11 protein-coding genes and 1 riboswitch are annotated in these 17,192 nt (G+C 46.8%); of the genes, 3 read left to right on the top strand and 8 right to left on the bottom strand.

Translation table 11 applies throughout. From position 1 onward, the window contains the following. Positions 1-69: 69 nt before the first annotated feature. Together MKY63_RS14250 and MKY63_RS14245 are read left to right on the top strand one after the other, a co-directional pair. Positions 70-1,206: a virulence factor gene (locus tag MKY63_RS14250; protein ID WP_076128692.1), complete on the top strand. Its 1,137-nt coding sequence runs from the start codon at positions 70-72 to the stop codon at positions 1,204-1,206. A 101-nt stretch (positions 1,207-1,307) separates the two neighbouring features. Further along, positions 1,308-1,512, top strand: a riboswitch (Lysine riboswitch). A 199-nt stretch (positions 1,513-1,711) separates the two neighbouring features. Then, a complete protein-coding gene (locus MKY63_RS14245) occupies positions 1,712-3,193 on the top strand; it encodes an amino acid permease (RefSeq protein ID WP_280753546.1) in 1,482 nt (493 codons plus the stop codon). Between the two features lie 108 nt (positions 3,194-3,301). Here MKY63_RS14245 and MKY63_RS14240 read toward each other — a convergent pair whose 3' ends face one another. From MKY63_RS14240 to MKY63_RS14220, 5 genes are all read right to left on the bottom strand, one after another. Next, entirely contained in the window at positions 3,302-4,441 is a 1,140-nt protein-coding gene (locus tag MKY63_RS14240) for a transglutaminase domain-containing protein (RefSeq protein ID WP_339813291.1), read from the bottom strand. A gap of 139 nt (positions 4,442-4,580) precedes the next feature. Further along, positions 4,581-6,953 carry a glycoside hydrolase family 95 protein gene (locus tag MKY63_RS14235; RefSeq protein WP_339813290.1) on the bottom strand — a complete coding sequence of 791 codons (2,373 nt, stop codon included), beginning with the start codon at positions 6,951-6,953 and terminating at the stop codon, positions 4,581-4,583. A 115-nt stretch (positions 6,954-7,068) separates the two neighbouring features. After that, positions 7,069-8,826 (bottom strand): ABC transporter substrate-binding protein, encoded by a 1,758-nt coding sequence (locus MKY63_RS14230; protein WP_080742630.1) that lies wholly within the window; start codon positions 8,824-8,826, stop codon positions 7,069-7,071. A 142-nt stretch (positions 8,827-8,968) separates the two neighbouring features. Next, positions 8,969-9,874: a carbohydrate ABC transporter permease gene (locus tag MKY63_RS14225; protein WP_036680237.1), complete on the bottom strand. Its 906-nt coding sequence runs from the start codon at positions 9,872-9,874 to the stop codon at positions 8,969-8,971. A gap of 65 nt (positions 9,875-9,939) precedes the next feature. After that, entirely contained in the window at positions 9,940-10,920 is a 981-nt protein-coding gene (locus tag MKY63_RS14220) for an ABC transporter permease subunit (protein WP_036680239.1), read from the bottom strand. A gap of 743 nt (positions 10,921-11,663) precedes the next feature. On the opposite strand from MKY63_RS14220, the gene MKY63_RS14215 reads away from it, so the two are divergent. Next, entirely contained in the window at positions 11,664-12,065 is a 402-nt protein-coding gene (locus MKY63_RS14215) for a hypothetical protein (protein ID WP_248549626.1), read from the top strand. A gap of 78 nt (positions 12,066-12,143) precedes the next feature. On the opposite strand, the gene MKY63_RS14210 is transcribed toward MKY63_RS14215, so the two are convergent. The 3 genes from MKY63_RS14210 to xylB all read right to left on the bottom strand — a co-directional run bounded on the left by MKY63_RS14210 (position 12,144) and on the right by xylB (position 17,182). Continuing rightward, positions 12,144-13,694 (bottom strand): response regulator transcription factor, encoded by a 1,551-nt coding sequence (locus MKY63_RS14210; protein WP_339813287.1) that lies wholly within the window; start codon positions 13,692-13,694, stop codon positions 12,144-12,146. Further along, positions 13,691-15,478 (bottom strand): sensor histidine kinase, encoded by a 1,788-nt coding sequence (locus tag MKY63_RS14205; RefSeq protein WP_076128708.1) that lies wholly within the window; start codon positions 15,476-15,478, stop codon positions 13,691-13,693. The genes MKY63_RS14210 and MKY63_RS14205 overlap by 4 nt, the downstream gene beginning before the upstream one ends. Positions 15,479-15,685: 207 nt before the next feature. Beyond that, entirely contained in the window at positions 15,686-17,182 is a 1,497-nt protein-coding gene (gene xylB / locus MKY63_RS14200; RefSeq protein WP_339813285.1) for a xylulokinase, read from the bottom strand. Positions 17,183-17,192 lie beyond the last annotated feature (10 nt).

The following is a 17,192-nucleotide window of genomic DNA, read 5'->3' as shown; positions in this document are numbered from 1 at the left end:
CACGCCAGAAATGAGATAATATGTGTATAAAGTATGGCGGTGCATATACCGTTCAAGGGGGAGCTACGTATGAAGATTACTTTTATTGAACCGACTCCAAGTCCAAATACGATGAAGCTTCATTTGGACGAAAGTCTGGAACCTGGAATTCGCAGAACCTATACACCAGAAAGTGAACGTTCCGCACCTGCCTGGGCACGCGAAATGTTAACGATACCGGGCGTTATTAGCATCTATCATGCTGCTGACTTTGCAGCGCTCGAACGCAAGGGCAATGCGGATTGGGCAGCGATTCTAAGAGAAGTTCAGAACCGCTTCGGCAACAGCGAAGGCTTAAATGACGATTGGAATCTTGCCGATGAGAACGCTGGCGCTCATTTCGGCGAAGCTCAAGTCTTCGTCCAGATGTTCCGCGGAATTCCGCTGCAAATCCGCGTTAAGACCGGCGCGAATGAAGAGCGCATCTCCTTAGCAAACCGCTTCACGAAGGCGGTTATGGATGTGGCTAGCGCCGTGATGATTAAAGAGCGTAAGCTCACTGATTACGGCGTGCGTTATGGCGAGCCCGCGGAGATTGCACGCGAGGTGGAGCAAGAGGTCGAAGCGGCGTATCCGCAGGAACGCCTCGACTCTCTCGTGCAGCAAGCCATTGCGCACGGCGCCGAAGGCGAGTTCGTCGAGCAGAGACGAACCCGCAGTCAGGATGAGCTGCTGCGAGACCTGAAGCATGAGGATTGGCGCGTGCGTTACGCCGCGCTGGAGGATCTTACGCCGACGGCGGAGCTCCTGCCGGAGCTTAAGGCGGCGCTGCACGATCCCAAGCTGCATATTCGCAGGCTTGCGGTCGTGTATCTAGGCGACCTTCGCACGCCTGAAGCGATGGAGCTGCTCTATGAGGCGATGGCAGACAGCGCGCCAGCCGTGAGACGTACGGCAGGCGATACGCTGTCCGACATCGGCGATCCTGCCGCCACGCCAGTGATGACGGCAGCACTGACAGATAAGAGCAAGCTTGTCCGCTGGCGCGCAGCTCGTTTCCTCTATGAGGTGGGCACATCCGATGCCCAAGAAGCGCTGTCAGTTGCGGCGGAAGATCCGGAATTCGAGGTTGGACTTCAGGCCAAAATGGCTTTGGAACGTATCGCTTCCGGTGAAGCAGCGGCGGGTACCGTTTGGCAGCAAATGTCAGAGCGTCGTCGCAGCTAACATTCCCTACCGGATTTTGTCATTGCTTGACTTGCGAACTTGCTTTATACTAATTCCTGTTGTTTATAAATGAATGAAGTAAAGATAGCCTCGTCATACTAAGATGAGGTAGAGGTCGCGGATATAAAGAGTACGCGCGTGGAGACGTTAGAGCCGTCTATGAATCGCGTCGAAAGGAATATCTGCCGAAGTCTGCACTGTCGCTCTTACAGCGGTGCAGGCTGGGGCCGTTGCCGAAAGGCACGGAACTGTCACATTGTATAACCTGCATAGCAGCAGGTCATAATGTGTTGCGCTATCTTCACAGGGAGTATGATGCGGAGCTGTATAGATGGAAACCGCAGATATAGTCTGCGGTTTCTTTGCGTTTACAGAATTTGTATATTTAGTGTTTGTCCATAACCTTATGGAGACCACCAAATACACTCTCCCGCTCTGCGGGAGGAAGCAGCTCAGCACTCCCCGTTCATGAATTGAAAGATTAGATCATAAGGAGTGTCAAATCATGCAGGGCAAGCAGCAAAATCTAGCACAAGGCAACGTAGGTAACCCGCCTGAGCTAAAAAAATCATTTAAAGCAAGGCATTTGACTATGATTGCGCTTGGAGGATCTATTGGTACTGGACTCTTCCTGGCCAGTGGTGGCGCTATCGCTTCAGCCGGACCCGGTGGAGCACTTCTAGCCTATACGGCTGTTGGTGTTATGGTTTATTTCCTCATGACCAGTCTGGGAGAGCTCGCTACCTATTTACCGGATTCCGGCTCATTCAGCACTTACGGCACGCGTTTCGTCAGCCCCGCTTTTGGGTTCGCCATCGGCTGGAACTTCTGGTATAACTGGGCGGTTACGATTGCAGCAGAATTGTCTGCCGCCACCGTCATTATTAAATATTGGTTCCCGGACAGTCCCTCCTTTCTCTGGAGTCTCGTGTTCCTGCTGCTGATGTTCGGTCTTAATTTCCTGTCTGCTCGTGGATACGGAGAATCAGAATATTGGTTTGCCATTATCAAAATTATTACTGTTATCGCCTTCCTTATTGTCGGAGTTTTGATGATTTTCGGAATCATGGGCGGAAAAGCCGTAGGCTTCAGCAATTTCCAGATCGGGGGCAGCTCGTTCCACGGTGGCTTCTTCGCTTTCGTCGGTGTCTTTATGGCTGCGGGATTCTCCTTCCAAGGCACCGAGCTAATCGGTGTTGCAGCAGGTGAGAGTGAGAACCCTCGCCGTAACGTACCTATTGCTATTCGCCAAGTCTTCTGGCGTATATTAATCTTTTATATCCTCGCTATACTAGTAATCGGAATGCTGATTCCTTACACGAATCCAGATCTGCTGCGCGGTGGTATTGATGATATCGGAGTCAGTCCGTTTACGATCGTATTTAATAAAGCAGGACTTGCTATTGCCGCATCCGTCATGAATGCTGTCATTCTCAGCTCCGTATTGTCAGCCGGGAACTCGGGAATGTACGCCTCCACCCGCGTCCTGTACGCTATGGCTAAGGATGGAATGGCTCCACGTGCTCTAGGCAAGCTTAATCGCCGCGGTGTTCCTGTTGGTGCTTTGCTCGTGACCACAGCCGTGGGTATGTTAGCCTTTTTAGCATCATTCTTTGGTGATGGTGCTGTATACAACTGGTTGCTTAATGCTTCCGGTATGTGTGGATTTATTAACTGGCTCGGCATCGCTGTCTGCCATTATCGTTTCAGACGCGCCTTTATAGCTCAAGGTCATTCCCTTGATGAGCTGCCTTACCGGGCTAGATGGTTCCCGTTTGGGCCTATATTTGCCTTAGTACTTTGTACGGTAGCCATCCTTGGCCAGAATATGGGTGCCTTCTCAGGTGGAAACATCGACTGGTACGGTATTGCCGTTTCCTATATCAGCCTGCCATTATTCGTCTTGATTTGGGCCGGCTATCGCTTCTTCCGCAAGAGTAATATTATTCCTTTGGATAAATGCGATCTTAGTACTCACCCAGAATAAATAGACTCCTCAAAAAGGGATATCCAGAAGCCTGAAAGGCTGCGGGATATCCCTTTTTATATAAATCAATCTAGTATATTCAACTCCTGATTTTACTTAGCCCTTTGCCTATTCCCAAGTCACATACACTTTTAGATCACCCGTATTATCAAAAGAAGTGCTAGAATAAGACACTTCCTCTAGTCCAAGTTTATATAACTCCTGTAGATCATTCTTCAGCTGGGTTCCACTACCGTCATAACGGAATAATAAAGATCCCTCTCCTGAAGAGACAGCCTTATTCGCCAGCTGAATTAAATCTGCTGCTGAACGTACAATCCGTTCCTCGGCATACAGCTCATAATTAAGGTCCTTCTGAAGCTGCTTATACACCCCGGCGCTCTGTCCTCCACGCTCTACAAGTGCTGACAAGGTCTTATAATAGGCAACCGAAGCTGCCGGATAAGACTTCGTCCAGCTATGGTCCTGACGCATTTGTGCATCCGTCTTCAAGTAATACGCGGTGCTTACTACGCCGGCTTTATCAGGTGTCGGGTCATCCCAAGTTGTGTCGAGATGATACCATCTCCCTTCGAGCAGCACTAGATTCCAAGCATGAGACTGGCTGCGTCCTCCCGGCTGTTTTGCAGTGCCCTCGACGATTTTATTACTGAATCCCGCTTCCTTGAGCAGCTTATAGGTCAACAGCGAATACCCTTGGCAAACGGCACTGTTACTCTTCAGGCCTTCATAAGCCGTATATTTACGATAAGAGGTATCATACTTCAGACGCAGCACCACCCAGTCGTGGATAGCCTTAACCTTCTGATGATTATTCATGCCCGGTGTAATGATCTTCTTGAGCGTTGCCTTTACTTCTTTGTTCACAAAAGCGGTCTGCTCCAGCGTTTCCAAGTATTTCACTTCTACCGTAACCTTTACAGAACTTTTGCTCCCTCGATAAGTGTATCCGTAGCTGTCTATGATGTAATACAAATAGGGATCGCTATTCATCGCTTGATCTAGACCCGTTTGTATCTGTGTTTTTAAATTCGAGGTTTTCCCCTCATAAGTAAAAGTGATAGTCTCTCTACGATTATTCATCGCACCGGTTAGCTTCTGGGCAATTTCACTCACAGAACGAACGGTCGGTGAAGTCGTGGCCGCATAAGCATGCCCCCAGGTCCAATACAATGTCGGGGGAATGGCTGCGCAAATAATCACTCCTCCAAGAATGACTTTTGCCAACGTGAAGCGTTTTTTCCACATAATTATTCTGATCCTCCGGCTCCTACAGACTTATTCAAAACCCTCCATTTAATAGATAATGAAGACTTGGGCAAAAAAAGACTGTTCTCTGTAGAATAATTCTACTCTGAGAACAGCCTCTAAGCCAGATCAATATGAATTATTTCTTTAGGGGTGTAATGATATAGGTCTCTCCTATTACTGTTTCAAATTCCAGCCCCGCTCCTTCAATCTGTGTACCATCCGGTTTTTGAATGAGCAAAGGCTGGTGTTGAACAATTCTGCAGGATCGGCCATGAGTCGAGGTAACCTCTGCCCTAGTTAAACAGCCCCCGCTCCATTCTATAGTCATGACAAAGCCACCACGTGCCACCAACCCTTTCACGCTGCCTTCAGACCATTCCTCTGGAAGAGCAGGTAATAGTTCCAGACCCTCCTGATGACTCTGCAAAAGCATTTCTGCTATTCCGGCTGTAGTGCCGAAGTTCCCATCAATCTGAAACGGAGGATGATTTCCGAACAGGTTCGGCAAACTGGAATCTTGCAAAATGCGACGTAGACAGCTAACCGCACTCTCGCCATCCTTCAGACGCGCATAAAGATTAAGCAACCATGCTGCGCTCCAGCCTGTATGGCCACCTCCGTGTTCTATGCGTTTCTTCAGTGTTAAGGCTGTCGCCTCCGCTAGCTCTGGTGTGGGGGAAGGGCTAATTACGTTCCCAGGATACAGGTCATACAAATGAGAAACATGACGATGCCCAGGCTCTTGTTCAGCAAAATCCTCATTCCATTCGCGGACAGTTCCGTCCGGTGCGATCCCTTGGTGGGCAAGCTGTTTCTGTTTCTGCATAAGCTCCTGACGCAGCTCTACATCGGTATTTAAAATATCAGCAGCCTGAATGCAGTGCTTGAACAACTCAGCGATAAGCGATAAATCCATAGCTGAGCCAGCCGAGACACTGCATGGTGTGCCGTCAGCAGTCAGAAATACATTCTCTGGCGAGGTAGACAGACCTGTGGTCCATCTTCCATCAGGCAGCTCTACTAGCCAATCCAGACAAAACAATGCGGCTCCCTTTAATATGGGATAAGCTGTGCGCAAATAGTCCTCATCTGGACGAAAAGCGTAACGCTCCCATAGATGGCGAGAGAGCCATACCCCGCCCATCGGCCAAAAAGCCCACATCGCCTTACCGTCTGATGGAGAAGTCATCCGCCACAAATCGGTATTATGGTGTACTGTCCAGCCACGTGCGGCATAATGAATACTCGCTGTACGGCTGCCAGCCACGCTAAGCTCCGTGATAAAATCTATTAAAGGTTCATGGCATTCGCCCAATCCGCATAACTCGGCTGGCCAATAATTCATTTCGGTGTTTATATTTGTCGTATAATTGCTGTTCCATGGTGGCTGAATATAGGGATTCCAAATGCCCTGCAGATTCAGAGCTTGCGTCCCCGGCCGTGAGCCAGCAATCATCAGGTAGCGGCCATACTGGAACAGCAACGCTTCCAGTTCAGGATCTGCCTGTCCTTCGCGGTATTGTACCAGGCGCTCATCAGTCGGAAGCTCTCCTCGGGAAGCAGCAGATGCAAGCGTCAACTCCACACGGTGGAACAAGGATTGATGATCCTCTAAGTGGCGCTGCTTAAGCTCTGCGTATCCTTTAGAGGCTGAAGCTAACTGCACTAGGCACAACTCCGCTGGCAGCTTGCCACCGCTTCCCGGCATCCGGTCATACCCGGCATAATCGGTTGCCGCAGCCAGACGAAGGGTAATGGAGTGCGCGCCAGAAATCAACAGCGAGCCGTTCTCCGCTACACAAGTCCCACCTTCCGTCTGGATCTCCATAACCGCAGCAAAACTTATGCCAAGCCCCTCTTCATATAATACGGCACGCGGGTGATCCCCTACGTAGTTATCAGCCACATGCGACGGGGCACGGCCAGTCATAATCAGCATGCCATCCGGAGTAATCTCCGAGTTGAAAGGATGTGGTGATGCCAGATCCGCCCAGAAATCTGGCAGAGTAGCTTGGCCCTCCCCCCCCTCAGCACGGATATGAAGAGCTATAATGTCATCCGGTCTGCTGGCCAATACTTCACGTACGATCCTTACACCACCGGCAGTATAGGATACCGTAGCCAACGCCTGATCCAGATCAAGCTCTCTCCGGTAATCCTCTACAGGACCTGCAAAATTAAACTTCAATCGCAAATCTCCAAGCGGTTGATAGGATTCCGTCCGGCTGCCTAACATTTTGGCGTCCACCAGTGCTTCTGCTTCCTTGTATTTCCCCTCTGCAACTAGCTGTTTAGCTGGAGCCAAATGCCGCAGTGCCTCATAGTTGGCTTTATCCCGCGGGAAACCTGACCATAGAGTGTCTTCATTTAATTGAATCCGTTCTTCTTCGATTCCACCAAAGACCATGCCGCCCAGCCTCCCGTTACCTACGGGCAGCGCCTCTTCCCATACAGCCGCCGGCTGCTTGTACCATAACTCATGCCGTCCGGAGTTCTTGCTCTCTCCCATGTATATTCCTCCTGTCCTGTTATGACCGGTGAAAAGCAATCAGCGGGAGGCCCGGACTTTCGTTCGGACTTCCCGCCATCTTCATGCTTTTATTGGATTAGACGAAATTTAATAATTAATCATTCCAAAGTTTCACGCGTTGTTTAACCAGCTCTTCACGCAAATCTTCAGCTTTCGTTACACCAGCTTTATCAAGCTCAGCCATGTAAGCATCCCAAACTTTATCGAAATCAGCTGGTTTAGACAAGATTGCTTCTGGGATCCGTTTCCAACTGATATCCTTCAGCTTGTTGTCAAGAACGACAATTTCGCTATCCCCAGGAATCGTGATGTTCCATGCTGCGCCCCAAGGTTTAACTTTGAACTCATCTTCACTTGGGAAGAGGTCTTTCCAAGTTGTTGCTTTGTAAGCAGCAAGTGTTTCTTTTTCAACCGCATTGTAACCTACAGTTACTTGCTCAGGGAAACGAGTTGTGTAGTAGTTACCAGATGGATCCAATACACCGTCGCCATAGTGAGCGCTCAGCAATGCATAGTTTGATCCGACATTACCCAAACCAGTTTCTTTTTGGAAGTTGGTAGTGTCATTATATTTACGGTCGTTCACATCTTCAGGAATGACACGTTTGCCATCAACAACATTGTAGTGTTTGCCTTCAATACCCCAGTTAACCAATACTTGACCTTCGTCGGAAGCTAGGTAGTCCAGGAATTTAATCGCACGAACTGGATCTTTAGCATCTACGCTGATCCCAATTCCGTTACCACCCATGAAGCCTGTAGGCCAGAAGGAGGTTTCTTTGTACTCCTCAGACAAGGTTACAGGATAGTGTCCATAGCCTTGATCCAGCTTGCCTTCAGCTTTCAATGCTCTTTCTCCATCGCCATAACCCCAGTCTTGGTCAATCAAACCAATAACGCGGCCGGTAGCAATTTTAGCTTTGTACTGATCATACTTTTGAACGAAACTTTCTGGATCAAGCAATCCGATATCGTTCATGTGGTTGAGCCAGCGGAAATATTCTTTTTCAGCCGGACGACGGAAGTGATAAGTTACTTCTTGGGTGTCGATATCAATCGCATATTCACCATCGTCAGGAGAACCAGTAGTAATAAATGCTGGGTTAGTTACTGTAATGTACATGTACCAATCGTCTGCATTCAGAGTCAGGCCGATGTTTTTGTTACCATTTTCATCGGTAGGATGTTTTTCCAGGTAAGCCTTGATTACGTTCTCATAATCTTGAACAGTTTTGATTGCAGGATATCCAGCTTCTTTAACAGCACGGTGCTGTAGTTCAAATCCCCCACCAGCATCAAAATATTTGTTGTCCACACCTGCATAAGTAGGGATGGCATAAATCGCATGATCATCGTCACTGTAACGTGAACGTTTCATGCCTTCTTCGCCCAATACTTTTTTGATATTCGGAGCATATTTTTCAATCAGGTCTGTTAGATCAAGCATTGCGCCTGCATCTACCAGCTTGCTGACATCAGTCTTAGCACTGATCAAATCCGGATATTCGCCGCTCGCTGCGATCAAGGCTACTTTTTGTTGAGGATCACCAACTGCATATTCAGCATTTAGGGTTACTCCCGTTTTTTCCGTAATCACTTTACCAACTTCATCTTGCATACCTGTCCAGTTCGGGTTAGGGTCTGCACTGAAGAAGGTCATCGTGAGCGGGGAAATATCCTCAGCCGCATTGGTCGCATTTCCAGCATTAGTTGCGTTGCCGCCTGTATTTCCAGCTGCAGCATTACCATTGTTGCCATTGTTACCGCCGCAGCCTGCAAGCACACCGAGCAGCATAATAGAAGTGAGCGTTAATGCCGTAGCTTTGGCTTTTATCTTTCTATTACTTCCCATTAAATAAACCCTCCTTAAAATTGTTTATCTATCGTATCACAGGTGAAGACCTGTTAATACTTTACCCAGCTTGCCAAAAGAAAACGGATACACAATAGGTTTTAAGCATAGGGGAGACTAAGCTCCCCCCGTTGAACTGTGATTAGCTCTTCACAGCACCAAGTGTCATACCTTTAACAAAATACTTCTGAATGAACGGATAAACCAACAGAATCGGTACGGTTACGACAATCGTAATCGCCATTTTGAGCGACTCCGGCGAGACCTGATTGGAAGCCAGCGAAGCAATGTTGGAGCGGTAGTCGCCTCCGTTACCACTGGTTGTGGTCTGTAGAACCTTCATCAATTCAAACTGTAATGTGGTTAAGTTAGGGCTTGAACCATTGTACAGATAAGTATCCAACCAAGCATTCCATTGACCTACTGCTAGGAACAGCGCAATTGTTGCTAACGCTGGTTTCATCAGTGGCAAAATGACCCGGAAGTAGATAGTAAAGTCATTGGCTCCATCCAGCTTCGCTGATTCCTGCAGCGCATAAGGCAGACCGTCGATAAAGGAGCGGATAACGAAAACGTTAAAAGCACTGACCAATCCAGGTAGGACATAAACTGCAAAGCTGTTCATCATATGCAGATCCTTGATCAGCATGTATATAGGAATCATTCCTCCAGAGATATACATGGTCATTGCCAAGAATGTGGAAACGAATTTACGGCCTGCAAAGTCAGGGCGGCTGATCGTAAACGCCAGCATCGAGGCACTGATCAGTCCGAATAAAGTTCCAACAACTGTCCGCAAAGCGGATATTTTAAACCCGGTGATTAATCCCGAGAAGGTGAAGATTTTCAAGTAATTGTCCCAAGTAAACTGGCGGGGATAGATGGTCACTCCACCGCGCACACTGTCCACTGAATCATTCAGTGAGATGGCAAGCACGTTCAAAAACGGATAAATCGTGATTACAACCACAAACAGGATTACAAAATATACAAAGAAATCAAAGATCCTGTCTGACCATGACTTTCTGGTGATAGCTGATTCTCCCACGGTAACGCTCTCCTTTCATGAAAAGGGCAATTTGCTGCCACGATTGGGTTGAAGGGCCCTCTGTGTTACAGAAGGCTCTCTTTTGTTGTACGTTTAAAGATTCCATTAATCGTAAACAGTAGAATTACACTGATCACTGAGTTGAATATATTGATCGCTGTACCATAGGAATATCTCGCCATGCCCAGTCCGTATTTAAGTGAATACAGGTCTAACACCTGAGAATAGTCGGTAACGAGGTTGTTTCCAAGCAAGAATTGCTTCTCAAAGCCGATATTGAGCAAATTACCAATCGACATAATAAGTAGTACAGTAATTGTTGGGCGAATACCCGGAAGTGTAATATGCCATACCTGACGCAGCCTGCTGGCACCGTCTACCCGGGCTGCTTCGTACAATTCAGGCCCAATACCTGCGATAGCTGCAAGGTAGATGATGGCATTCCATCCGGTCTCTTTCCAAATATCCGATAAGGTAACGATTCCCCAGAAAAGATGGCCCTGGGCCATAAACTGGATAGGTGCGTCTATGAATCCTATTCCTAACAAGATATCGTTTACAATACCATTTTCACCAGATAACATTTTAGTTACAATCCCCGCTGCAACCACCCATGATACAAAGTGGGGCAAATACGAGACTGTTTGAGCAAATCGTTTAAAGAAGCCGAGACGCACTTCATTGAGCAATATTGCAAACGTTATCGGAAAGATAAGGCCTGCGACCAAGCCCATTCCACTCATCGCTAGCGTATTACGCAGCGCCAGAAGGAATTGCGAGTCACTGAACAGTGTCTTAAAGTGTTCAAAACCTACCCATTCTTGTTCAAAAAAGCCACGTGCGGGCTTGTACTTTTGAAAAGCCATCGTCCAGCCCCATAACGGGAGATAACTGAAGACGAATGCCCAGATCACAAAAGGTATCGACATCATCCATAAGTACTTTTGATTCTTAAAGCTTCTCCAAAACCGTCCTCCTGAAGCAGGCTTTTTGTTGCGTGTTCGGGTATCCGGCGGGATTTGAGAAGTTACTGTGTCCGCTTTCATAAAGCCCCCTCCTCTCTATGTCTATATTCTAAATCTCTGTAAGCGATTGCAGTACCCTATAAATTCGACCTAAAATCAGGTGAAAATTAGAGATTTAGAGCCCAAATAAAGCGGATACATCGTTGAAAACACTGAAAACAAACATGAATTTACTGAAAATAAAATTAAGTGAAATTATTTGATTTCATAAATCAATACGATACTTAATCCCCTGTCTATTTCACACAATTAATACTTCATCCCATAATTAAAAAACGCCCCGAGCTAACGTTCTATAAGTGAACGTGGCCGGAAGCGAAGGCGCGGACTGAAATGACCTTATTTAAGCAAATTGCACATCTTATTGGGTTAGGCGGACTATAAAGACCTTATTCACTTAAAAAACCACCTTTTGGAGAACATTTGCAGCTAATAACGTACATGGAGTCCGATAAATCGAAATTGGACTCGAAATAGCCCAAATAACGACTCTGGAGTCCGTCATACCCGCGAATGAAAACTATAATATGCTCTCAGATGAGGCGTAACAAGTATACCCGTAACCCCTGCCCTGCTCCTCAACGAAAACCTCCGTATGGTTCAATTAAAATTAATTACTTTAATATCATCTTATCTAGAAAATATCACCTGATACATCAGTACTTCAACTATTTCAGATACATATTCCTTATACGTACATGCCGAGTCGACATTATCTGTTGTACCTGCAATTTCTTTTCCTAAAGGAGGGTAATAGGAGAGCAATGAAAAACAAAAACATCAAGACATTATTATTGATTATCGCCGCAGTATTATTGACACTAAATTTATTTCAATTCAATAACAACGTAAGCCATAACAGATTAATGAATAGGCTGGACCTGAATCTGACATCAGAACTCGACGGTCTAAGAGTGGAATTAGAACGATCCTCAACACCAAGCATTCTTGCTGTAGAGCAAGCGAGTAAAGTTGCCGCCCTTTCGACGTATTCAACATTAGGGTTCGATTATGGATATACCTTGGAAACCAGAATACATGACAAATATGTACAAAATGAACCTTTTAAAGAGATGGATCAAATTCAAGCGTTACTTCTGGCCCTTCTAAAGGACCCTGCAAATCTAGAATTGCAGCAACGATTAGATTTATTATTAGTGAAGTAACTTTAATGTAAGAAAAAAAGCCACAGCTAAAGCTCAGGTTATACCTGAACTGCAACTGTGGCCTTTTGGGCTTCTATTTTAGATGTTTTTGCGAAAAGAACTCGGGGAGAGCCCTACATATTTACGGAACTTGGCGTTGAAGTAATCGGGGTTCATGTACCCTACTTTCTCGGCCACCTCATATACTTTCATGCCTTGCGCTAGGAATTGCTTCGCCTTCTCAATCCGCACTTTGTCCACATACGTATTGAAGTATTCCCCGGTAGTGTTCTTGAACATTTTACCTAGATATGCGCTGTTGTAATTAAATAACTCGGATAAGGTCTCAAGCTTAAGGTTCTCATTGTAACGGCGGTTGATTAGCTCCGTAATTTTTTTGATCTCATTCCCTTTGCTGCCACTGGACATTTGATCGGCGATCTCCGCCATGAAATTGACGGCCTGCTCTTGCAGGTCTGCCAGGTAATGACTATGGTAGAGCTCACCGATCGGCGGGGAATGCTTAGCGGCATTGCTGCGAATCTCTGGATAGACCGGTTCGAGACGGGCCAACACCGTGCTGAGAATCCGCACAAATGTATCTTTAATCTGCTGCTCCTCACTGCCCGCAGCCAGTAGCTCCGCACAGATCGTATCCACCAGCGGTTCAATGGCCGCACGGCTTCCGGTTTCAACAGCCAGCATTAGGCGGCTCTCCGCATCCTGCCCTTCTTCGGCGTACGCCTCCGCCACTCCAGGAAACAACATACCGGAGAGATCGGCGCTGATCAGAATCCCTTTGCGGTAAAAGAATGCCCGGCGCAGCAATTCACGCGCCACTTGAAAAGACTGTGCCGCCTCTTCTGGTCCAGCTACAGGGCCTCCCGTTGCTGCGCTGAAGTCGTATCCCTCGCGGCAAATTAAGGAAGCAAGCTCTTCCATCAGCCGCTCCTGTTCCTGCTTTCCTGGCAGCGGCTCTTGCAGCAGGAATCCAATATATGGCGGCATCGTGAAAAACATCCGCTCTTCACTGCTGCCAAAATACTGTTCTACCGCGGCCTTAACGGCCCGCTCCCCTTCCTCACTGCCGCCCGCAGGCGCGAGTAATTCGAGTAGGATCACTTCGACACGGTCTGATTTAAGACCCAGTGCTGCCGCCTGCTTAGCAGGATCATTCTCCCCCTCCTCCGCAGTTGAAGGCTGCAGCAATGCACGCAGCAGGCTTTCGCGATTACGGGCAGGCTCCTCTTCATTCCAGCGGCTAAAGCGATCTTCCTGAGCGATCGTGACTCTGAGTTCCTCCAAATAGTTGATCAGCTCTTCCTCATCCACCGGCTTCAGTAAATAGCCGTCAATGCGGTATGAAATGGCTCGTTTGGCATACTCAAAGTCCGCATGACCACTTAAAATCAGCACATGGCTGGTCGAGCCTTCCTCGCGCAGCTCACCGATTAACTCCAGCCCGTCCATACCAGGCATACGGATATCCACAACAATCAGTTCCGGATAAAAAATATGATATTTCTCCTGTGCTTGCAAGCCGTTGGCGGCCGTAGCCACCACCGTATACCCTAGCTCTTCCCAAGGGATCAGAGCCCGAAGGCCTTCCCGCAGCTTTGGCTCATCATCAACAATCAATACTTTGATCATAGATTTATGTCCTCCATTGGAATACGAAACGTAATAGATGTTCCTTCATTCATCCGGCTTTCGATATTCAGTCCATATTCAACACCGTAGGATAACTTCAAACGGTCGTGTACATTGCGCAGCCCGATCCGTGCCTCTTCCTGCTCATCACGAACCTCAAGGGTATAACGGATCTGCTCCAGCTTGTCCGGAGTGATCCCGGCTCCATTATCGGTAATGGTAAAGACCGCATGATTCTGCTCACGCTTAATATTCACCGTAACCATTGCTCCATCCATCGTGTTGTCCAGCCCATGAATCACCGCATTTTCCACAAGCGGCTGCACAATCAGCGGCGGGATGTAGAGTGATTCGACGGCAGGGTCTACAATAAATTGATATTTCAAACGATCCTCATAACGGAATTGCTGAATATCCAAATAACAACGAACCACTTCAAGCTCCTGGCTAAGCAAAATTTTACTTCGGCCTACCTCCAGATTACTGCGCATCATTTTGCCAAGAAGACGCACTACCCGTGCAATCTCCACTTGCCCTTTCATATGGGCCTCCATACGAATAGATTCCAGCGCATTGAACAAGAAATGAGGATTGATCTGGCTTGCCAGCATTTTAAAACGGATATCATTCTGTTTCTGTTCCAGCAGACTGTTCTGGTCATTAGATTCCTGTACCTCGTACATCAAATCGTTAATACTCCGTACCATAGAATTGAACTGACGAGCTAACAGGGCAATTTCATCTTTGCCATCAATTTTTAATGAAGTGTCAAAATCACCCGTACTAACGCGGTTAATATGTCTGCTTAACTGCAATAATCGACGTGAAAATAATGAAGAGAAACTATATATGATTAAAAAGGCCAATAAAACGCTTACGGCAATCACGGTAATCGAAAGCTTAATCACCCGATTAGGTTCTTTGACTATACTATCAATAGAAAAAACAGAAATAATTCGCAGGGCGTTACGGCTGGCTTGTGGTTTAAGTTCTTCTATCACTATTTTGGAGGCTTCACCATCTACTTCTGCCTCATAGCTCCCGCTTCCTTGCCCCAAAAGCTTTGTATCAAAAGAAACATCTGCCAGTTTCTTTCCTGTCCGATCGCTCCGGTTCGCAGCAATGATATTATCCTGATCATCCACGATCATGGTATCAAATGATTCCTGGCTCAGAATTGAGGTTAGCTGGTGACTGTTTACATTAATAACGAGCACGCCAATTTTACTGGAGCCCTCCAGCTCGATTTTGCGGACAAGACTTAAATAATTCCGCTGATCACGCTCATCCTCTATATATTCCCAACCGACGAGGCTATCGTACCGCTGTGCTCTCTGATACCACTGGCTCTCCTTAATGGCAGACGAAGGATTGATCAGCTCCCAGTTGTTAAGCAGCGTAGCATTATCAGTGTATAAACGTATGTTGGATATGTCTTTATATAATCTTAGGTATTCACGCATATCAGTGTAATCCCGATAAGCCTCAACCACATCATAAGTGCTTACATACTGGCGTATGGCGAGTTTTTTCAGCCGGGCATCATTGGACAATCGATACGCTATATCTTGCGATACACCGATGACTTCTTCTGTTCTTTTTTTTACCCGATCTACGTTAATTGAAGCTTGCTCCAGTGCGTTCTCAAACGCCATGGTCCTCATCTCAATCGTAAGATAACCACCTACCAGTAATACCGGTAAAAGTGTAGTCAGTAAAAAAGCAAGCAGCAGCTTATTGCGGATTTTGATGTCATTCAGCACCTTAACAAACCATTGAAACATGGCCTTTCGCCCCCCGAAACCTTCACTATCTCATGTACAGGCTGCCACTACCATGGAGATATTCCATACTTTACAGAAGAAAAATGAAAACGGCAACATTTTTGAATATTGCCGTTCATCACCTCTATAAAGAAGATGGTCTTTAAAAAGGCCTTCCGCCAGATGCGAAAGACCTTTTTTATATCAGACAGATTGATAAATGGCATTTTATTGGCGATATGCAGCCAGCTTGTTATTCAATTCGCGGGTCTGGCCGTAAACTTCCTGATAGAGGTTGAATAGACCATCATAGATTGCCGTTTGTTTCGGATCTGGTTTATATACATCAGCAGGACGGATAAACGCTTCTGCACATTCCGCAAGGGATGTGAACCATCCGCTTCCATAAGCCGCCAGCATAGCTGCTCCCATTGCCGGACCCTGTTCACTTTCCAGCTTCACGATGGATGCATTGAAAATATCAGCCTGCATTTGCAGCCAAGCCTCATTTTTAGCTCCACCACCAATTGCAATGATCTCTGTAATCTCTTTGCCTGACTCACGTACAATCTCAATGGATTCACGCAGTGAGAAGGTAATGCCTTCTAATACTGCACGTGTAAAATGCGTCAACGTATGCCCTGAATCCATACCAATAAAGCTTCCGCGAATATTCGCATCTGGATGTGGTGTACGTTCTCCTACAATATAAGGTGTGAATAACAGGCCGCCGCTGCCAGCTGGAATAGAGGAAACTCCGCTTAACAGCTCATCAAAGCTTTTGTCCGCCGCAAAGGTTTCTTTGAACCACGTAAGGCTATGACCAGCAGCTAGTGTAACCCCCATAATATAGTAGGCATCTTTTTCACCATGGTTAAAGAAATGGACTTTACCTTCGAGATTCAAATCTTTATTGCTCTCATAAGAAAGAACTACACCAGATGTACCAATACTGCACATGGTCCGGCCTTCTCCCAATACACCCGCTCCGAGCGCGCCACAAGCATTATCTGCACCACCAGCAAATACCTTCGTTGAAGATAAAAGACCTGACGCTTCAGCAATGTCCGGCAATAAAGTTCCAGTCTGTTCAAAGGATTCTACCAATCTAGGACAAAGAGAAAGCGGAAGTTCAAAAGCCTCTGCGATTTCTGCACTCCATTCTTTAGAACCTACATCCAATAGCAACGTTCCGGCAGCATCGGAGTAATCCATTGCATAATCACCCGTCAACCGATAACGAACATAATCTTTTGGCAGCAGGAACTGATGCGCCTGTGATAATACTTCTGGTTCATTCTCTTGAACCCACAGAATCTTAGGCAGTGTAAAACCTTCCAATGCTTTGTTTCTGGCGATATCGATCAACTTCGTTCCAAGCGTCTTCTCAATCTTACGACATTGTGCAGTAGTACGGGTATCATTCCAAAGAATAGCTGGACGCAGCACTTGCCCTTCTTTATCTACCAGTACCAATCCGTGCATTTGTCCGGAGAAACTTAGACCGTCTACTTGAGACGGGTCTATGCCTGATACTTCAATCAGACGGCGCAGGCTGACCAGCGTGCCCTTTACCCAATCTTCAGGATTTTGCTCACTCCAGTTCGGTTGGGGTCTGCTTAGCGGGTAGGAATCGGAATGCTCAAAAGCCACCTTCCCCTGCGGGTCCACTAGAACAGTCTTCACTGCACTAGTCCCCAAATCAACACCTATAACGTATTTCATTTTTGACCTC

Origin of the sequence: Paenibacillus sp. FSL R7-0189 (genome assembly GCF_037969925.1) — a bacterium.
Lineage (GTDB): Bacteria > Bacillota > Bacilli > Paenibacillales > Paenibacillaceae > Paenibacillus_AQ > Paenibacillus_AQ odorifer.
This window is presented reverse-complemented; position numbering and strand designations above follow the sequence as displayed.